Genomic DNA, 20,228 nt, shown 5'->3' on the forward strand with positions numbered 1-20,228 from the left:
AAAGAGTGAAGTGCATTCGCTCTTTTTTTATTTGGATTTTTAAGGAAATAAATTGATATAATGATGAATAACAAGGGGGAGAAATGATGGAAATACATATTAGAAGAGCTATAAAAGATGATATACGAGGTATAGCAAAGGTGCATGTTGATAGCTGGAAAACAACGTATTAAGGTATATTTGCTGACGAATTTTTAGAAAATATAACATATGAGCAACGAGAAAAACAATGGGAAAACATTTTTCAACAAGAAGATACATGCCAATATAGATTTGTAGCAGAGACGTTAAATGGAACGATAGTCGGATTTATTGATGGGGGAGTTGAAAGAAGCGGTGCATATAATTGTGATGGGGAATTATATGCAATCTATCTTTTACAACAGTATCAAGGATTGAAAATAGGCCAAAAGTTATTTCAAGCGTTACTATCAGAATGTGTAAAGAATGATATGCAATCTCTTTTAGTTTGGGTCGTTACGAATAATCCTTCTAAAAAGTTTTATGAAAAATTCAACCCTGAAAAAATTGATACGAAATTTTTAGAGAGAGTAAAGGTAGAAGAAACAGCGTATTGTTGGAGAGATTTGAATTTGTTACAAAAACAAACAGCTATATAGATTGATGCATATAATAGTATTATGTAAACATATCATAGGGAAAGGTATACCTCATTTGGTGTACCTTTTTATTAATCCATCAAAAAATGGATTAATAAAAGTAGGTAATTAGTTTGAAAACAAGAATCTTTCTAGTGTACTTTTAACTAGATTAAAGAAAAGAAAGAAAAAAAGAAAAATTTTATTTGATAAAAAAATTCTGAAATATACTCTTGAATTGAATATCATTATCAATTAGAATCATAATTGATAACGACATTCAATTATCGTTTATTATATAAAATTTCGATAGCTTTAATATAAAGAGGAGGACCAACATGCAGCATGCGAAACAAATCGCAGAACATGCAACATTACAAAGCTTTTTAAACTGTTATTTAAGAGAAACAGGGAGTGGAGAATGGATTACAGAGGATGAAAGAATGAAGAGTATCTTCAGTAATACGTTGAATAGAGATACAGTCCCCACATATTTATGTTGTCGGCTATCGGCACAGAACGTTACTTTGTATGGAGAAGTTATATATAAATCATCAACAGATCGCCATTTGTTTGGAGAAAAATTTTATTATCAAATTGGAGATAGTAATTCTGTTATTAAAGCAGATTACGTTACAGTTATTACATTTTTAATAAAAGAGATGTCTATCAACTACGGAGAAGGAACGAATCCTGCGGAACTTATGCTTCGAGTCATTCGTAGTTGTCAAAATATTGAGGAATTTATAAAAGAGAGAATAGAAGATACATCCGCATTATACGGTTTCCATACAACTTTTATAGAAGCGGAGCAGTCTTTATTATTTGGGCATTTAACTCATCCTACACCAAAGAGTAGACAGGGGATATTGGATTGGAAAAGTGAAATGTATTCTCCAGAATTAAAAGGAGAATGTCAGCTTCATTATTTTCGGGCACATAAAAGTATAGTAAATGAAAAATCATTATTATCAGCTTCTACAACAACGATTATAAAAGAAGAATTAAGTAATGATGAGATGGTTAGTAAGGAATTTATAGCGAAGTACTGTAAGGAAGATCAATATGCATTAATTCCAATTCATCCGCTTCAGGCAGAATGGCTCTTGCATCAAGCTTACGTACAGGATTGGATAGTTCAAGAATTGCTTGAGTATATTGGACCTGTAGGTAAGTATTTTATGGCAACATCATCACTAAGGACGCTGTATCATCCCGATTCGAAGTATATGCTTAAGTTTTCATTTCCGGTGAAAGTAACGAATTCAATGCGTATTAATAAACTGAAAGAACTTGAGAGTGGTCTTGAAGGGAAGGAAATGTTAAATACGGCTATTGGTGAAGTACGAGAAAGATTTCCAGGCTTTGATTTTATTTGTGATCCAGCCTATATTACATTAAATTATGGAACACAAGAATCTGGATTTGAAGTGATTATTCGCGAGAACCCTTTTTATAGTGAACATGCAAACGACGCAACATTAATTGCTGGGCTAGTTCAAGATGCTATACCTGGGGAGCGTACGCGGTTATCGAATATTATTCATCGCCTAGCAGATTTAGAAAGTAAAAGCTGTGAAGAAGTAAGCTTAGAGTGGTTTAGAAGATATATGAATATTTCTTTAAAGCCAATGGTATGGATGTATTTACAGTATGGTGTTGCATTAGAAGCTCATCAGCAAAATAGCGTTGTTCAGCTAAAAGATGGTTATCCGGTCAAATATTATTTCCGTGATAATCAAGGATTTTATTTCTGTAATTCAATGAAAGAGATGCTTAATAATGAATTAGCTGGTATTGGAGAACGTACTGGAAATTTATATGACGACTATATTGTGGATGAGAGATTTCGTTACTACTTAATTTTCAATCATATGTTTGGCCTCATTAATGGTTTTGGCACAGCAGGATTAATTAAGGAGGAAATTCTTCTCTCGGAATTAAGGTCTGTACTTGAATCATTCCTTCCGTATAACCGGGAACCTTCAACATTTTTAAGAGAATTATTGGACGAAGATAAGTTAGCGTGTAAAGCAAATTTACTAACGAGATTTTTCGATGTCGATGAGTTAAGTAATCCATTAGAGCAAGCAATTTATGTGCAAGTACATAATCCGCTCGTTAGAGAAGTGGCTGTTCGTTCATAAATAGCGTTAAAATTTCACGTAATACAAATAATGGTATTTTGTCATAAGGTGGAGGGTTTTATGAGAGTGGACATGTATCATACGAAAGTATTGAAGGCGCTCGAATCAGAAGATTACATTTCAGTACGAAGAAGAGTGCTACGTCAATTAGTAGAATCGTTAATTTATGAGGGGATTATTACACCGGTTCGCATAGAAAAAGAAGAACAAATTCTTTTTATAATACAAGGACTTGATGAAGAAGACAAAAGTGTCACGTACAAATGCTATGGCAGGGAACGGATGACATTTGGACGTATTTCTTTAGACTCATTAATAGTAAGAGTCCAAGATGAACAGCAAGAAATACAATCTGTCTCGCAATTTCTAGAAGAAGTTTTTCGAGTTGCTAGTGTAGAACAAGCCAAATTAGATTCTTTTATGCACGAATTAGAACAAACAATATTTAAAGACACGATTGCACAATATGAAAGAAATAATAAGAAAGAATACAATCAAAAATCTTACGATGAGTTTGAAAGCCATTTAATAGACGGCCATCCATATCACCCTAGTTATAAAGCTCGTATTGGATTTCAATATCGTGACAATTTTCAATATGGATATGAATTTATGCAGCCAATAAAACTCATATGGATTGCAGCGCATAAAAAATATTCCAGTGTAGGGTATGAGAATGAAGTAATTTATGACGAAATTTTAATAGAGGAGATTGGTGAGCGTAAATTAGAAGAGTTTATGGAGCGAATTTGTAATCGGGGATGTAATCCAAAACAGTACGTGTTTATACCTGTTCATCCTTGGCAGTGGGAGAATTTCATCATTTCAAATTATGCGGATCATATACAGGGTAAATTTATTATTTATTTAGGAACATCAGAGGATGAGTATTGCGCACAACAGTCAATGAGAACGGTAAGAAATATTACGAATCCAAAGAAACCGTACGTTAAATTATCGATGAATTTACTCAACACTTCAACACTCCGTACGTTGAAACCGTATTCTGTTGTGAGTGCACCAGCAATATCAAATTGGTTAAGTGATGTTGTAAGTAATGACGCCTATTTAAGCGATGAAGCACGTTTAATCTTGTTAAAGGAGTTTTCCAGTGTAACGTATGACACAAATAAGAAAGCTATATATGGTTCATTAGGATGTATTTGGCGCGAAAGCGTTCACAAGTATTTAGATGCACAAGAGGACGCAATTCCTTTTAATGGTTTATACGCTAAAGAGAAAGATGGTACACCAATTATTGATGCATGGTTGAACAAATATGGAATGAAGGATTGGCTACAATTACTTATTCAAAAAGCGATAATACCAGTTATACATCTTGTTGTAGAGCATGGCATCGCACTGGAATCACATGGACAAAATATGATTCTAGTCCATAAAGAAGGGGTGCCTGTTCGTATTGCGTTAAAGGATTTTCATGAAGGGCTTGAGTTTTATCGTCCATATTTGAAAGAAGTTGATAAATGTCCCGACTTTACTAAAATGCATAGAACATATGCGAATGGAAAAATGAATGATTTCTTTGAAATGGATCGCATCGAATGTTTGCAAGAGATGGTATTAGATGCACTTTTCCTGTTTAATTTAGGAGAATTAGCGTTCGTACTTGCGGATGAATATGGATTGAAAGAAGAACGTTTTTGGATAATGGTTGTTGAAGAAATTGAAAATCATTTAAGAATATATCCACATTTGAAAGGTAGATTTGAAAATATTCAATTATATGCACCTACATTCTATGCTGAACAATTAACGAAACGTCGATTATATATGGATGTGGAATCGCTTGTTCATGAAGTTCCAAATCCATTGTATAGAGTAAGACAACTTATGAAACAAAAATCAGTTGTTACAGGGGGAAATTATGCTAATCGTTAATAAACAAGAGTATAGCAAAAGTGATTTTGAATTGAGATTACAAGTTTATGCGGAAATGGAACAATTTCAAAAAGCAGAAGGAAATAGATTTGCACTTTGTCTGAAAGATCCATTCGATATTATTACGCTTGTGTTTTTCTTAAAAGAAAAGAAATCATCAGTATTACTTATACATGAAGATACGCCAAAAGAAACAGCTATTGAAATGGCAAAGCGTGCAAATTGTGTAGGAATTTTATATGGAGAATATGGGGATTTTACAAAATTAGAAGTAGGGAACTTTTTACTAGAAGAGCCTTCTTTATTGCAATATAGTTCTGGAACTACAGGGGAACCGAAATTGATTCGTAGAGCATGGACAGAAGTTGATACGGAAATTACCGCTTATAATGAAGCTTTAAACTGTGGAGTAGATGAAGTGCCAATCGTTATGGCTCCTGTTTCACATTCATACGGACTAATATGTGGTACGTTATCAGCAATTAAGAGGGGGAGCAAGCCTGTAATCATTACGAACAAAAATCCTAAATTCGCATTAAATATAGTTCGTAATACAGAAAAACATATCATATATGCAGTGCCACTTATGTTACACATTATGGGGAGTTTTCCATTAGGAACGTTTCGGTTTCATAAAATTATGACATCCGGATCGCCTTTGCCAGAAGCACTATTTTATAAACTAAAAGAAATGACAACATTTATGATGCAGCAATATGGTTGTTCTGAAGCAGGTTGTATTAGTATATGTCATGATATGACAAGCCATTTAGATTTAGGGAACCCTCTACCTCATGCGAGTATAAGCATAGGTTCAGATGAAAATGCACCGGAAGAAATCGTCGTGAAAATGAACGATAAGGAAATTTTCACGAAAGATTTAGGGTATAAATCTGAGCGCGGCCTTCATTTTATGGGGCGTATGGATGATGTAATTAACGTTTCAGGATTAAAAGTATTTCCTATAGAGGTAGAAGAAACAATGCTTCGATTGGAAGGTGTTCAAGAGGCAATTGTATATCGAGGGAAACATCCTGTGATGGGCGAAATAGTTAAAGCGAAAGTGATCTCTCATGTTGATCCAGTGCAAATAAGAGGATGGTGTATTCAGCACTTACCTTCTTATAAAGTTCCGCATGAAATTGAAAGTGTAAATGAAATTCCTAAAAATAAAACGGGAAAAGTAAGTAGAAAGTTACTAGAGATGGGAGAGGTTACAACATGAGACGGGAAGCGTTAAAGAATGCCGTGTTAAAAATTATGATAGAAAAAATGGAACTGAAAAATGTAACGCATTTAGAAGAAACGATGCGCTTAAATCAAGATTTATATATAGATTCGGTAATGATGTTACAGCTTATTGTATACATAGAAATGGATTTAAAGCTATGCGTTCCAGAGGATGAGGTAGATCCAAAAGCATTTCTTACTGTAGGATCTTTGCTTGATTTTATGGAGGAGTTACAGCCGTTACAGGAAGTAAATGTGAATAACTAACCTTTAGGAAAGTGGATGAGAGTATGACTTCAATTAAAGTGCACTGTTTAGTGAGTTGTTTTTGTGAAATTATAAAAAGGCGTAGCGACATTGATTTTCGTCCATTTTATTTTGGACTATGGGATGGAGATTTTGATATAACAGAAGGCGGAATTATTTCATATCACTCTGAAAACATTAACCATGATCATTATTTACTTTGGTTTGAAAAATTGTACGGTATTAAAGTAAACGAATGGTATGATCATGCAAAAGATAAAGATAGCAATGTAGAAATGTTTTTAGAATTAGTAGAAAACAAGCCGGAAAATCGTTATATCATTGTAATGGTTGATATGTCTTTATTGCCAGAGAGGGAAAATAAATTTCATCAAAAACCGTTTCCGCATTATTTAATGATATCAAAAACAGAGAAAGAAGAAGAGTGGTTCATGCTAGATCCTGATTTTCGTTGGGAAGGGAGTATGGAAAGAGAAAAAGTACTTCACTCTGTTCAAGATAACCCATTTGGTGGAGGGTATTTCATTGATATAGAAAGAATTGGGGAGCCAACGCAAGAAACAGTAGCTAGTTATTTCACAGAAACATTCAAAAAGAACGACAATGAACTGACTATGGAACTAAAAAATGTAATTGTAAAAATGGCAAATGAGGAAGAAGGGTATACGCTTTCTGGACTTGTAGCAGCAGTAAAACAAATACCAGTACTTGCAATTCGTAAATATAGTTATGAGCATGCCTTTGCATACTTCCGTGAAACGTTGCAATATTCGGAGCAAGAATTTGATTATTGGTGTGATCGGGTAGAGGATATTGTACAAGGATTTACAAATGTACAGTATCGTGCAATTAAAATGGCAATGACGAATAATAAAGGTATGCTAGTATCGATTATTGAAAAACTGGATGAAATGAATGCAATTGAACTGCAAATTAAGAAGGAATTAGAGAGACAGTTTCTATCATGGAAAGGTATGAAAACAAATCAGTCTGTCGTAACTCTTTAATAAGCTAACTGAATTTAAGATAGGGGAGTTTAATGCTATGAAATATTCGCTATGTACCATTTCATTTCGTCATCAATTAATTTCATTTACTGATATTGTTCAATTTGCATATGAAAACGGTTTTGAAGGAATTGAATTATGGGGGACGCATGCACAAAATTTGTACATGCAAGAACGTGAAACGACAGAACGAGAATTGAATTTTCTAAAGGATAAAAACTTAGAAATTACGATGATAAGTGATTACTTAGATATATCATTATCAGCAGATTTTGAAAAAACGATAGAGAAAAGTGAACAACTTGTAGTACTAGCTAATTGGTTTAATACGAATAAAATTCGCACGTTTGCTGGGCAAAAAGGGAGCGAGGACTTCTCGGAACAAGAGAGAAAAGAGTATGTGAAGCGAATACATAAGATTTGTGATGTGTTTGCTCAGCACAATATGTATGTGCTGTTAGAAACACATCCCAATACACTAACGGACACATTGCCTGCTACTATAGAACTATTAGAAGAAGTAAATCATCCGAATTTAAAAATAAATCTTGATTTTCTTCATATATGGGAGTCTGGCGCAGATCCAATAGACAGTTTCCATCAATTAAAGCCGTGGACATTACATTACCATTTTAAGAATATATCTTCAGCGAATTATTTGCATGTGTTTGAACCTAATAATGTATATGCTGCAGCAGGAAGTCGTATTGGTATGGTTCCGTTATTTGAAGGTATTGTAAATTATGATGAGATTATTCAGGAAGTGAGGGATACGAATCTTTTTGCTTCTTTAGAATGGTTTGGACATAACTCAAAGGAGATATTAAAAGAAGAAATGAAAGTATTAATAAATAGAAATTTAGAAGTAGTAACTTCATAATGTGAAATGATGTGAGAGTCTCGTTTAGAGGCTCTTTTTTTATCGTGAAATAATAACCAAAAATTTCCATGTATTTTAATTTGAATTTTACACAATTTATATATAAATAAGGAGGTGATTGGTAATGGCTAGAAATCGTAATTCTAATCAATTAGCATCACATGGAGCACAAGCGGCTTTAGATCAAATGAAGTATGAAATTGCACAAGAGTTCGGTGTACAACTGGGAGCTGATACTTCTTCACGTGCAAACGGTTCTGTAGGCGGTGAAATCACAAAACGCCTAGTAGCGATGGCAGAACAACAGCTTGGTGGCGGATATACTCGCTAAATGTAGAAGGTTATAGGAGAAAGGAAGGATTCTTCCTTTCTTTTTTTTTCAATTAATTGGTATGGATATATAGCGAACAGAATTCAAAGAATAGAAGTAATACTATATTTTACCCAATTTCTTTTGTTGTGAATGGGAAGTATTAAAGATGTAATAGCCCTGGTGGAATGAAAATTATGTTCCAGCAGGGCTATTATATGGTAAGAAATATATGATGAAAGGTTCCGAAATCAACATGTTAAAAAAAGAAAACTGTTGTTTAATTGCGCTTGCATCAGTTCCACTTGTCATGACATTAGGGAATTCAATGCTTATTCCAATCTTGCCGACAATTGAAAAGAAATTACATATTTCATCGTTTCAAGTATCCATGATTATTACAATTTACTCTATCGTAGCCATTTTACTTATACCGATTGCTGGTTATTTATCAGATAGATGGGGACGAAAGATGGTAATGGTTCCGAGTTTGCTGATTGCGGCTATAGGAGGAGCGATAACTGGCTGGGTATCTTGGAAAGTTGATAATCCCTACATTTGGATACTAATGGGTAGAGCGATTCAAGGTATTGGTGCTGCTGGTGCAATGCCGGTTGTTATACCGTGTGTTGGTGATTTATACAAAGATGAAAAACAAGTTAGTACAGGTTTGGGAATCATTGAGACATCCAATACATTTGGAAAAGTGCTGAGCCCTATTTTAGGATCTGCTCTTGCTGCCATTGTATGGTTCTTACCATTTTGGGCGATTCCAGTTTTATGTGTCGTATCAATTGTTTTATTGCTGGTATTAGTAAAGGCAAAAAAACAAGAAGGGGAAGTACCACCACTAAAAGAGTTTATTCAATCTATTATCTCTACGTTTCGAGAAAAGGGAAGATGGTTAATTGCCATTTTTGCATTAGGTGCAATTATTATGCTTATTTTATTCGGAATTCTCTTTTATTTGTCGACTATACTGGAATCAAAGTATGACATTCATGGTATATGGAAAGGGTGTGTGCTTGCTATCCCGTTACTTGTACTGTCACTTAGTTCATATATGGCCGGTAAAAAAATTGGAGATAATCAAAATGTTATGAAGAAGTGTATTTATATTGGTTTTTTAATGGCAGCTGCATCAGTCATCATTCCTTTATTTATAAAAGGGATTTATTTACTACTTCTTTGTCTTGTTATTATGGGGATAGGAATTGGTATGGCACTCCCATGTTTAGATGCCCTCATTACACAAGGAATTGAAAAGGAGCAAAGGGGAACGGTTACGTCATTTTATAGTTCAATGCGATTTATCGGTGTAGCAGCTGGACCACCTTTATATTCTTTTTTTATGAAAGGGGCGGACCATGAAGTGTTTTATTTGACAAGTATTTTTGCTGCCATTGGTGCTGTTATAGCAATCATTTGGATTAAACCAGCAAAAGATGAAAAGACGGTAAAACAGAAACCGGAACCTACTTCATAATTTATAAGAGAATTGCATGATGTTTTCAGTAACATGCAATTCTCTTACGTTCATTAAGAATAAATAACTTGTTTTAACATATAAAGCGCGACACCCCATATGATGAGACCAGAAAATTTATTTAATAATAAGATTGCCTTTCCGGTTGAGTCTAGTCTTTTTAGAAATTTCCCCGCTAAAGCTAAGCTTATAAACCAAATCCAAGAAACGATAATAGTTGCAAGTGTGAAAGCCCATTTTTCACTTCCTATGTATTGAATAGAATTTGTTCCAATTACACCGATTGTGTCTAAAATTGCATGTGGATTTAATAATGAGACTGATGCTGCGAAAAGGATTTGCTTTTTTAAGGGCATACTTTTTTCTTGTTTTACATCGTTGGAAGGGTTACTTCTCCAAATAACAAAGCCCATATATAGGAGAAAGAAAAATCCAATTATATATAACGAGTTAGTTAGCCAAGAAAAAGTAAGGAGTACAAGGGAGACACCTTGCACCGCAATCAATATGAGTAACGTATCACATATAGAGGCAGTTAATACTACAGGGGCTGCCCTCCAAATGTTTGGTTGGCTCGCACCTTGGTTAAAGACAAAAACATTTTGTACACCTAATGGAATGATAAGTCCAAATGCAAGAATGATACCATGAATAATTGCTTCACTCATCATATTACCTCCTATTTTAATTCATTATGATAGTGTATATTGTATAGAAGAAATGAAAATTTGTATCCATCCATATGGTTGGGGAGGCTACCAACCAAAAAGAATATAAGGTGATATGATGGAAAGATTCGTTTGGAAACCGAATATGTCTCTAGCGACGCCGCTGTATAAACAAATAGAAACGTATATAAAAGAAAGGATCGTTAATGGAGAATGGACCGTTGGAACAAAATTACCTTCACAAAGAGATTTGGCCCATACATTTGGTGTGAATCGAAGCACAATTGTAATGGCTTTCGATGAACTAGTTGCGAAGGGATATATTGAAGGGAATGGCAGGAAAGGAACAATTGTTGTAAATAATAATGAGAATGCTTCAACTTACGCACCCCCGCCTAATTGGCAGTCTTATGTAGAAACAGGAGTTCATTATCCGAATCTCCCAGCTATTCAAGAGATTAATCAAGCTGAATTTTATCCACATGTAATTCGGTTAGGAACAGGTGAGCTCGCGCCGAGTCTCTTACCTGAGACAAAGATGAAAGAAATTATGAATAAGCTTTTAAAGTCAAATGTGACGCTTGGGTATGAAGAGCCGAAAGGAAATCTTTATTTAAGGGAAAAGATTTCCGAATACTTAAAGGGGCATGGTGTATATGTATCTCCTGACTCTATATTAATTGTTTCGGGAGCAATTCAAGCGCTGCAACTTATTTCTATGGGGCTTCTTTCGAAAGGGGCATCAATCTTATTAGAGAAACCCTCCTATTTATATTCACTTAATGTTTTTCAATCAGCAGGAATACGTTTAATTGGAATCCCAATGGATGAGAGTGGCTTACATCCATCATTTATTGAGAAATATAAGAAGCAATTTAATGCCTCTATTTTATATACAATTCCGTCTTTTCATAATCCGACGAATTTTAGTATGGATACTAAGAGGCGAAAAGAAATAATGGAAGTATGTAATGAAATTGGATTACCTATTATAGAGGACGCAGTGTATCAAGACTTATGGTTTGATGCACCTTGTTCAAAACCTTTAAAAGCCTATGATAAAAATGGAATCGTATTACATATTGGAAGCATGTCCAAAGTAATTAGTCCAGGTTTAAGAATTGGATGGATTGTTGGACCCGAGCCAGTAATTCAAAGATTGTCAGACATAAAAATGCAAACAGATTATGGTTCAAGCTCTATATCCCAGCAAATTGCAGCAGAGTGGTTTACAAATGGTCTATATGATGAGCATTTACGATTTGTAAGAAGTGAATTGAAAAAACGAAGAGATTTTATGTTACTAATGTTAGATAAATATCTTCGTGAAATAGCAACTTGGCATGAACCAACAGGTGGGTTTTATATATGGGTACATATAAAAGTACCCATTTCATATCGTAGTTTATTTGATAAAGCTCTGCGAGAAAAGGTTTTATTAAACCCAGGTACTTTGTATGATAGAAGTGCAAATCAATTTTTGCGCCTATCATATTCATATGCAACGTTAGAAGAAATTGAAATAGGTATAAAAAAACTTGCACAACTAATGAAAAAGTAAGAGGAGAAAGTCATGAAACAATATGTAATTTGCCAAATGATTGGTGGACATAAATACTTAGCTGCTTATGCGGAGACGAAGCAAGAGGCGATTGAAAAAGCAGAACTGTTAGGATTAAGAACGGGAAATCGTTACATAGTTATTACTGCAGAAGAAGCCGAAGGGTTAACGTATCCTTAAACAATGTACGAGATTATATAGGAAGTAAATAAGCCTAGTAATATAAGAAATTACTAGGCTTATTTACTATTAGGTTGTTAAACGTTCTCGTATTTATATGCAAAGTAATAATATTATGAGTCAAGTTGACGGAAAAATCGATTTGTCTTTCGGTCTTGATTCCCTTTTCTATATTCATCAATATATTGCCTAAAGTTCCAAGCTTGTAAAAATTTATTAGCAGAGTTATAACCAGAATTGTAAAGCCATTCTTTTTCTTCCTTTGTCAGTTCAAAATTAGTACTTGTAATCGTTCCTGTTGGAATTGTAATGGTTCTTGCTTTTGATTCCTTATCTAAATGACGTAAATCATGGGCTTGCATCATTGTTTTAAATAGTCCTTTGAACATGGAAATAGGCTCGTTATAGCGAGCAGGGGCAGCTTGAATTTCATCCTTTACAAAATGAAATCCGAAAGTCGGCCAGCGAGGAGCGGTAGGTGAATCGAAGATCCAAATTGGATAATTACTTAGAATTCCTCCATCAACCATATAACAAGGCTGCTTCCATTTTGGAGTTCTCCATTTTACGGGTTCAAAGAAGAAGGGGATTGTACTACTCATTCTTACCGCTTTAGCAATAGAGAAGCGATAATTTAAAAATCCGTAGTTTGGTAAGTCGTCAGGAAAGACAACCATTTTACCATTACTAATATCAGAGGCGATGATTTTGAGTTTGTTTAGATCTGGTAAATCAGTAAATAAATGAACACCTTTTTTTCGAAGTAATTCTTCAATCCATTCTTCTATAAATACATTAGAGTATATACCTAGAGTAGTCCATGCACTTAGTCCCTTACCGATAAAAGGAATTCTATCAATAAAAGTTCTTTTCATAAATTTATTATAATCAATATCAGTTATAATCGTTTTTAACTCTGAACAAGAATATCCTGCCGCTAGGAGCGCTGCAATAATCGAACCAGCCGATGTACCAGCTACACGTTCCCATTCATAACCTTTTTCGGCTAACGCGCAAATTGCCCCAACATGCGCAATACCGCGCACACCGCCTCCTTCAAAAACACCATCAATCTTCATTAAACATACTTCCTTTCGAATAAAAGATTTGGAAATGGCAAAAAAGCACGTATTGTACGTGCTTTTTTGCAATAGTTTTTAAGTTTACTAGCAGCCTACAAAGCCGCCCCAACAACTAGCTCCGATGATGATTAGAAGGATAAATAAAACGATTAATAAAGCGAAACCTCCGTAACCACAACCGCCGCCACCACCGTATCCGTAACCACAGCAACTATATCCGTAACCCATGTGGAATTCCTCCTTATATTTAAAAATGAACGAGGGGAAAATGTACTGGAAGAACTAAAGAATTATCGTGTTTGTAGGAACAATGTATAGTATGCTTATTTAAACTTGTTCGCGTACGAAGGATAAGCCCGTTTTTTGGAGGCTTGTTGATTTTGTAAAGAATGAAGTATAATCTTTGTACTAAGATACAAATAAGTATGTAAATGTAAGGAGAATTTATGAATAAAAAAATTGAAGTATTAATTGATAAATATGAACTAACACACTTGAAAGAGGAACTTATTAATACTATATTTCCTTGTATAAAAGTTGTGCCAAAGCAGCAGGAAACTGTTGCGATAGGTAGTTCGAAAATGGGGGGATTTCCAGATTTACCAGCTTTATTTGAATATCCAAAGCATAAAGGAAATCCACTACAATTTATCGCGCAATTTAACTTAAGTGATTTACAAAATGTTGGTATGGATCACAATCTTCCTAAAACGGGGATGCTGTATTTCTTTTGCATTGAAAATTATTTTGAAGAAAATGTGAACCTAACAGAAGCTGGGCATGTACTTTATTATGATATTCCTGTAGAGCAATTACGAAGAGAAAATCAAATACAAGCGAAATATAACCAGTGTGCAATTACTTTTGAACTGACATACAAATTACCAGAACTTTTCATTGAAGATGAGGCTGATTCAGATCATTTCTTGCAATTACTTGAAGAGCTAATTCCGGATAACTACGATAACCATCAAATGTTTGGTGAGCCATTCTCTGTACAAGAAGAAGTGTTATATGAGACAGGAGAATATATGGGAGTAGACCCGCAGCAAATGACTCTTTTATTCCAAATTGATTCAGATCATAAAAATTGTAATATGGTTTGGGGAGAACTAGGAATGCTATATTTCTGCATTAGTAATGAAGATTTGAAAAATCGACGTTTTGAAAATACATGCTGCGTATTACAAACTTGCTAATGAAAAAAGGTTGTTCTTTTTAAAAGAACAACCTTTTTATGTGAATTAGTTAATATGCATAATCTCATATGACCTATACGAAAAAGTATTGTATACTCTGAAACTATACGATACTTTTTCGTATAGTTATAGAATATAAGGAGTGACAAGATGGGAAAGACAAGTAAGTATGTGACAGCTGCCGCACTTTGTTCAACTATAGTAATGGGAGGCTTACAAGCGTCATCTGTATCTTATGCAGCTACAAATCCGACTACAGTGACAGCACAATCAGATGTAAAGTTATTAGATGATTTCAGAAAAGAATTAAAAAAACAGATTGATAATCGAGAAGAAAATATTACAATCACATATAAAACAAAAGATAGAAATGCTAGAAATATTATGGATCAATTGTATGGTGAGTTTAATAAAATTGTAGATGCTGATGAGTATGTAAAATATAATGTAGCGTCTACTAGATATTCTATTAAAGGAATGCCAGGGGACTATACGTTTACACTGCAAGTAAAATACCGTGAATCAAAAGAACAAACTCAATATGTAAAAGCTCAGGCGAAAGCAATTGTTGGATCAATTGTAAAACCAGGGATGGATGAGCATGAGAAAGTAAAAGCTATTCACGATTACGTTGTTAAGCATGTGTCTTATGATACGTCTTATCAAGCGTATACGGCATATGAAGCATTAGCGAATCGTTCTGCCGTTTGCCAAGGATATACACTATTAACGTATGAGTTGTTAAAAGAGGCAGGTATTCAAAATCATATTGTAACAGGCACAGGAAACGGACAAGCTCACGCGTGGAATTTAGTAAACATTGAAAACAAATGGTATCACCTAGATACTACATTTGATGATCCAGTACCAGATAAAGTAGGGCGTGTAACTTACTCATATTTTAATATGTCTGACGAACAGTTAAGTAAAGATCACGACTGGGATCGTAGTAAATATCCAGCAGCAACTACAAGTTATTTTGGTGAATTAACAAATAAAATAAAAGCTGGTAGCTCAAAAACTGTCGTATATGAGCAAATGTTAAAAGAAACAAATTTACAATACTTATCTGCGGAATACGGAGCAGAAAATTATAATGAATTTAAGAAAAAGTTACAGCAACAGTTTGCAGCCAAACCAGAAAAAGTAGAAGTACGATATAAGCAGTCCATGGATGGAGCGATGCAAGATATAAAGAAAGTATTAAATGAAATAAATTGGCCAAAAGGTGCAAAGCGTGTGTCTTATCAAGTAGCACCATATAGTGCAATGACCGGTTATTCATTAGCGACAATTACATTTACGTATTAAGTAATGAGAAAGAGCATCTGTAAAAGATGCTCTTTTTATATTTGTTGTTTAATTTAAAAAATTGTTAATTATGTGATAAAATAAAAAGGAGAAGATGTGAATGCTGAATGAACTTGTTCGAAAGTAATATATTTACATTGATATATACTTGTTTAGTAATCAGACTTATCGTTTTGTTTTTCATATCATTTACTTTGTTTATTAGAAGAGTATTACAAAGCAGCGCTGCAAAGAAACACTATGTAATTAATATGAACCAGAAGCTAGATCGAATTATTGAGTTGCTTGAAAAAGATAAGAAATAGTGATAGAAGTATGAAAAAGGGAAAGAGAATGGCCAACTATATAAAAGAATTACGTGAAAAAGTAGGGCATGATTATGTTTTCTTAAATTTTGCCGGTGGTTGTGTATTTAATAAAGAGGGAGAAGTATTATTGCAAAAAAGAGGAGACTTTAACGCTTGGGGATTTCCAGGTGGCGCAATGGAGATAGGAGAATCGGCTGCGGAAACTGCGATTCGAGAAATAAAAGAAGAAACCGGGTATGATGTAGAAATAAATGAGCTTATTGGAGTGTATACAAAATATTTTCAATCATATCCAAATGGAGATAAGGCACAGTCAATTGTGATGTGTTTTTCATGCTCAATAGTTGGAGGCGACAAAAAAGTAGATGGTGATGAAACGTTAGATTTGAAGTTTTTCCCGTTAGACGACATGCCACCGTTATTTTGTAAACAACATGAAGATTGCTTGCAAGATTTATTGGAGAAAAGAGTAGGGGTATATCGCTAACATAAAAAAAGAAGCTAAAAGATTAGCTTCTTTTTTTATGTTCTATTTCCACCAATCATCAAACATTGACGCTGGTACTTGTCTTTTATGCTCACTTACTGTGTAACGTTTTTCAATTTTCTCTGCAACGTCAGCTGGAACTGCTTTACCTTCTAAATAATCATCTAATTGATCATAAGTAATACCTAACTCTGTTTCATCAGCTTGACCCGGTTTTTCATCTAATAAATCAGCTGTTGGCATTTTTAAGTACAGTCGCTCGTCTGCACCTAACTCTTGTAATAATGCACGTCCCTGGCGCTTCGTTAATCCCGTTAATGGTAATAAATCTGCACCACCATCTCCGAATTTTGTAAAGAACCCTGTTACAGCTTCTGCAGCGTGATCTGTTCCGATAACAAGTAGCCCTTTTTGTCCACCAATTGCATATTGTGTAACCATACGGATACGAGCTTTCACGTTACCTTTATTGAAATCAGTTAATGATTCACCTAATAAGTTCTCGTATTGATTTGAAAAAGCATCAACGGTTGAAGCGATATCAAATGCAGTTGATTGATCAGCTTGAATAAATTGTAACGCTAATTGTGCGTCATCTTCATCCTTTTGTACTTTATAAGGAAGACGTACAGCGATAAACGTTGCGTTACCACCTTCGTTACGAATTTCTTCAACTGCAAGTTGTGCTAAGCGTCCTGCTAATGTAGAGTCTTGGCCGCCGCTAATCCCAAGTACAAATCCTTTTGCACCTGTTTTTTTTACATAATCTTTTAAGAAATCAACTCGTTTACGAATTTCAACTTTTGGATCAATTACAGGCTGAACATGTAATGCTTTCATAATCTGTTCTTGTAATGTCATTATATTTTCCTCCTATTCATATTAAAGCGGTAAAAAAAATTATGTATTATATTGGTACATACTTCTATCCTTTATTATTTCGCAAAACTAACGAATATACAATAGGATGTGTGTATGAATATGAATGTAGTCATTATAAATAAAGTGCTACGCATAATCAATTTTTTTAAACCTTTCAAAAATGTAAGGTTTTTGTCATTTGAATCGATGGAAGTTATTTCCGTACTTTACTAATATAAAAACATAGTTAGTAGAAAGAAGGGCGGAGAAGTAATATGAACATTAGAGAACTCGCATATCGGAATGTAACGCGAAATAGACGGACATACTCAGCCTATTTTTTAAGTAGTGCATTTGCAATTATGGCCTTTTTTGTGTATTCATTTTTTGCGTTTCATCCGGCATTAAGTGCAGGAGAATTGGGGCAGTACGTATTCGTAAGTATGTCTTTTGCACAGTCTATTATTTACTTATTTACATTCTTCTTTATTTTATATTCGATGGGAATGTTTTTAAAAACGAGAAAGCGTGAGCTAGGAATTTTAATGATGCTAGGTATGACGAAATATCAATTAAAGCGTCTTATCTTTTTTGAAAATATTATGATTGGAATAGGGGCAATTATTTTTGGTATTCTTTCAGGTATGTTATTTTCAGGGGTATTAATATTTGCCGCCCCGATGATATTAAAACTAGATATCTCCTTATCCTATTACATACCGATGAAAGCAATTGTTGTAACGAGTATTATGTTTTTCATATTATTTATGATCATATCATTGTTTAGTGCAGGAATGATTCGTAAAAATAAAATTATGAAGTTGTTTAGAGGATCAGCAGAGGCAAAACCGGAACCGAAAGCATCAATCATTTCTTCAATATTAGCAGTAGTGTTGCTTAGTGCTGGCTATATAGGAGCTCTTCTATCGCATGGCGCAATGGTATTTATTATGATGATTCCTGTTACAACGGTAGTTACTATTGGGACGTATTTGTTGTACAAGCAGCTGAGTGTCTTTATTATTCGATTATGTAAAAAAAGTAAACGTTTCTATTGGACACAGACTAATATTATTACGTTATCAGATTTAGCGTATCGCATGAGAGATAACGCAAGAATGTTCTTTATTGTAACCATTATTTCTACTGTAGCATTTTCAGCAATAGGGACATTAGTTGGCTTTGCATCCATGACGAAAGGGATAATGGAGAGACCAATTGCGTTTCATTACCATTCTAAGCAAGGGAATAGTAACGAATCACAACATATACAAATGATTGACAAAGGATTAAAGAAACATAATATAGCAGCTTCAAAAACTAATATTTCGACAAAGAAAACGGAGGAACAGTCGTTAAGAAGCGCCACTTTTATAAAAGAATCAGACTATAAGGAATATGCAAAGTTAACAGGAGAACCATTTAATACTGTAGCAAATAAAGAGGTTGTATTTTTGTCAGCTAATATACCAGGGCCGGCGATGAAAGAAAGAAAAGAAATTACTTTACCCAATATGAATGAACATTTAAAGGTGAAAAAAGTTACTTCATCTTCATTGGGGAAAATATTAAGAGGAAATGTTTATGTAATCTCTAATAATCAATATGATTCATTACAAGATGGATTTATAGAGACAAAAGATTATATGTATAAAACTGAAAGAATGAAAGATGAGATTGAAATTGGTAAAGAGCTTACGCATCAAATTAAACCGCATCAAGAACATTCAACGTTTAGTGCGGAAGAGTACGAACAAAACCAAAGTTTACAAATTGCAGGACCGATTTTATTTGTAGGTTTCTTTATTGGTATAGTATTTTTCGTTTGCGCAGGAAGTTTCCTTTACTTCCGTTTATTCTCCGATTTGGAGGATGATGTTCGCTTGTTCGAAATGATTCGAAAAGTTGGATTGACGAGTGGGGAATTATCGAAGGTAGTTACAATTCGATTGGCGCTTTTATTCTTCGTTCCAATTGGTGTTGCAACATTACATGGGGCAGTAGCCTTAACGGCGTTAGGGCAAATGTTTGAGTACTCATTGTTTAAAGAAAATACAGTTGTATTAAGTATTTTCATAGGTATTCAAGTTGTATACTTCTTACTTATAAGATCCCGTTATGTAAAACAATTGAAAGAGAGATTACGTATGCATTAAATGTGTTTTTTTAACTCGAGTACAAAATTTTCTAAAAAGAGGCAAGTATTGTCAAAAAGTGATAAAATGGAAAAAGCGAGGTGGAAAAATTAATAGAGAGTAAGGGGGGAGAACTATGAAAGCAACAGGAGTTATTCGAAAAGTAGACGAATTAGGACGAATTGTTATCCCTAAAGAATTACGCGATGTATTGGGAATACAAATCAAATCACCGCTTGAAATTTTTGTAGAAGCAGATAAAATCATTTTGCAAAAATATCAACCTTACAATGCTTGCCAAATCACAGGTGATGTTTCAGAACAGAACATATCATTAGCAAATGGAAATATTACTGTTGGGATAGAGGGAGCGGAATATTTAGTAAAAGAAATAGAAAAGTTTTTAAACAAGAGTGAGGTTTAGTCTTAATTTATATTATTTTTCAAATTACATATCATTTTTTTAAAAGACTGTAAGAGGACCATTAATTGGTCCTCTTATTTTGGTTATTAGTTGAACGACACGGGCTGTTACTTCCTACAAATCATAGGGGAAATAAAAAAGTAGTATAGAGTTAGTTAATGATGTTGAGAAATATTTGAAAAGAAGG

Annotated in this window: 21 protein-coding genes; 17 read left to right on the forward strand and 4 right to left on the reverse strand. The window is 34.1% G+C overall.

Annotated elements, in window-relative coordinates:
- The first annotated feature begins 176 nt into the window (after positions 1-176).
- The 9 genes from DOS87_RS09775 (at position 177) to DOS87_RS09815 (ending at position 9,825) form a co-directional block, all read left to right on the forward strand.
- Positions 177-620: a GNAT family N-acetyltransferase gene (locus DOS87_RS09775; RefSeq protein WP_225986733.1), complete on the forward strand. Its 444-nt coding sequence runs from the start codon at positions 177-179 to the stop codon at positions 618-620.
- Between the two features lie 317 nt (positions 621-937).
- On the forward strand, positions 938-2,746 hold the full coding sequence (locus DOS87_RS09780) for an IucA/IucC family protein (protein ID WP_001163341.1): 1,809 nt from the start codon (positions 938-940) through the stop codon (positions 2,744-2,746).
- A gap of 60 nt (positions 2,747-2,806) precedes the next feature.
- On the forward strand, positions 2,807-4,645 hold the full coding sequence (locus DOS87_RS09785) for an IucA/IucC family protein (RefSeq protein WP_001261817.1): 1,839 nt from the start codon (positions 2,807-2,809) through the stop codon (positions 4,643-4,645).
- Positions 4,632-5,870, forward strand: a complete 1,239-nt coding sequence (locus tag DOS87_RS09790) for an AMP-binding protein (RefSeq protein ID WP_000909566.1) — start codon at positions 4,632-4,634, stop codon at positions 5,868-5,870. Before DOS87_RS09785 ends, DOS87_RS09790 begins: the two co-directional genes overlap by 14 nt.
- Positions 5,867-6,142: a petrobactin biosynthesis protein AsbD gene (gene asbD, locus DOS87_RS09795; RefSeq protein WP_001250559.1), complete on the forward strand. Its 276-nt coding sequence runs from the start codon at positions 5,867-5,869 to the stop codon at positions 6,140-6,142. The genes DOS87_RS09790 and asbD overlap by 4 nt, the downstream gene beginning before the upstream one ends.
- Positions 6,143-6,165: 23 nt before the next feature.
- Positions 6,166-7,149, forward strand: coding sequence for a DUF6005 family protein (locus DOS87_RS09800; RefSeq protein WP_000200701.1), 984 nt, complete (start codon positions 6,166-6,168; stop codon positions 7,147-7,149).
- Positions 7,150-7,186: 37 nt separating this feature from the next.
- The gene (locus DOS87_RS09805; RefSeq protein ID WP_000877677.1) at positions 7,187-8,029 is read left to right on the forward strand and encodes a sugar phosphate isomerase/epimerase family protein; all 843 of its coding nucleotides are present in this window, start codon (positions 7,187-7,189) and stop codon (positions 8,027-8,029) included.
- Between the two features lie 124 nt (positions 8,030-8,153).
- On the forward strand, positions 8,154-8,360 hold the full coding sequence (locus DOS87_RS09810; protein ID WP_000113545.1) for an alpha/beta-type small acid-soluble spore protein: 207 nt from the start codon (positions 8,154-8,156) through the stop codon (positions 8,358-8,360).
- Between the two features lie 235 nt (positions 8,361-8,595).
- The gene (locus DOS87_RS09815; RefSeq protein ID WP_002083274.1) at positions 8,596-9,825 is read left to right on the forward strand and encodes a bacillibactin exporter BcbE; all 1,230 of its coding nucleotides are present in this window, start codon (positions 8,596-8,598) and stop codon (positions 9,823-9,825) included.
- A gap of 53 nt (positions 9,826-9,878) precedes the next feature.
- On the opposite strand, the gene DOS87_RS09820 is transcribed toward DOS87_RS09815, so the two are convergent.
- Positions 9,879-10,493 carry a LysE/ArgO family amino acid transporter gene (locus tag DOS87_RS09820; protein ID WP_001287302.1) on the reverse strand — a complete coding sequence of 205 codons (615 nt, stop codon included), beginning with the start codon at positions 10,491-10,493 and terminating at the stop codon, positions 9,879-9,881.
- Between the two features lie 118 nt (positions 10,494-10,611).
- Between DOS87_RS09820 and DOS87_RS09825 the strand changes: the two genes are divergently transcribed.
- Entirely contained in the window at positions 10,612-12,054 is a 1,443-nt protein-coding gene (locus tag DOS87_RS09825; RefSeq protein WP_000439418.1) for an aminotransferase-like domain-containing protein, read from the forward strand.
- 12 nt (positions 12,055-12,066) lie between these two features.
- Positions 12,067-12,234 carry a DUF3933 family protein gene (locus DOS87_RS09830; protein WP_000816388.1) on the forward strand — a complete coding sequence of 56 codons (168 nt, stop codon included), beginning with the start codon at positions 12,067-12,069 and terminating at the stop codon, positions 12,232-12,234.
- Between the two features lie 113 nt (positions 12,235-12,347).
- Here DOS87_RS09830 and DOS87_RS09835 read toward each other — a convergent pair whose 3' ends face one another.
- Together DOS87_RS09835 and DOS87_RS09840 are read right to left on the reverse strand one after the other, a co-directional pair.
- The gene (locus DOS87_RS09835) at positions 12,348-13,313 is read right to left on the reverse strand and encodes a patatin-like phospholipase family protein (protein ID WP_098577921.1); all 966 of its coding nucleotides are present in this window, start codon (positions 13,311-13,313) and stop codon (positions 12,348-12,350) included.
- A gap of 87 nt (positions 13,314-13,400) precedes the next feature.
- Positions 13,401-13,544 carry a YjcZ family sporulation protein gene (locus tag DOS87_RS09840; protein ID WP_000540420.1) on the reverse strand — a complete coding sequence of 48 codons (144 nt, stop codon included), beginning with the start codon at positions 13,542-13,544 and terminating at the stop codon, positions 13,401-13,403.
- A 218-nt stretch (positions 13,545-13,762) separates the two neighbouring features.
- Here DOS87_RS09840 and DOS87_RS09845 point away from each other — a divergent pair, with 218 nt between their 5' ends.
- The 4 genes from DOS87_RS09845 to DOS87_RS09860 all read left to right on the forward strand — a co-directional run bounded on the left by DOS87_RS09845 (position 13,763) and on the right by DOS87_RS09860 (position 16,621).
- A complete protein-coding gene (locus DOS87_RS09845; RefSeq protein ID WP_001034829.1) occupies positions 13,763-14,515 on the forward strand; it encodes a YwqG family protein in 753 nt (250 codons plus the stop codon).
- Positions 14,516-14,665: 150 nt separating this feature from the next.
- Positions 14,666-15,826 (forward strand): transglutaminase domain-containing protein, encoded by a 1,161-nt coding sequence (locus DOS87_RS09850; RefSeq protein ID WP_098577922.1) that lies wholly within the window; start codon positions 14,666-14,668, stop codon positions 15,824-15,826.
- Between the two features lie 107 nt (positions 15,827-15,933).
- Positions 15,934-16,131, forward strand: a complete 198-nt coding sequence (locus DOS87_RS09855) for a DUF4083 domain-containing protein (protein ID WP_014894789.1) — start codon at positions 15,934-15,936, stop codon at positions 16,129-16,131.
- 28 nt (positions 16,132-16,159) lie between these two features.
- Positions 16,160-16,621 carry an NUDIX hydrolase gene (locus DOS87_RS09860; protein ID WP_000024996.1) on the forward strand — a complete coding sequence of 154 codons (462 nt, stop codon included), beginning with the start codon at positions 16,160-16,162 and terminating at the stop codon, positions 16,619-16,621.
- Between the two features lie 42 nt (positions 16,622-16,663).
- Here the strand turns inward: DOS87_RS09860 and nadE are convergent, their stop codons facing one another.
- Entirely contained in the window at positions 16,664-17,482 is an 819-nt protein-coding gene (gene nadE / locus DOS87_RS09865; protein WP_000174897.1) for an ammonia-dependent NAD(+) synthetase, read from the reverse strand.
- Between the two features lie 275 nt (positions 17,483-17,757).
- Between nadE and DOS87_RS09870 the strand changes: the two genes are divergently transcribed.
- Both DOS87_RS09870 and DOS87_RS09875 read left to right on the forward strand, forming a co-directional pair.
- Positions 17,758-19,638: an ABC transporter permease gene (locus tag DOS87_RS09870; RefSeq protein WP_063675241.1), complete on the forward strand. Its 1,881-nt coding sequence runs from the start codon at positions 17,758-17,760 to the stop codon at positions 19,636-19,638.
- Between the two features lie 115 nt (positions 19,639-19,753).
- On the forward strand, positions 19,754-20,041 hold the full coding sequence (locus DOS87_RS09875) for an AbrB/MazE/SpoVT family DNA-binding domain-containing protein (protein WP_000648324.1): 288 nt from the start codon (positions 19,754-19,756) through the stop codon (positions 20,039-20,041).
- The last annotated feature ends 187 nt before the right edge of the window (positions 20,042-20,228 follow it).

This window comes from Bacillus sp. CR71, assembly GCF_003429245.1.
GTDB lineage: Bacteria > Bacillota > Bacilli > Bacillales > Bacillaceae_G > Bacillus_A > Bacillus_A thuringiensis_S.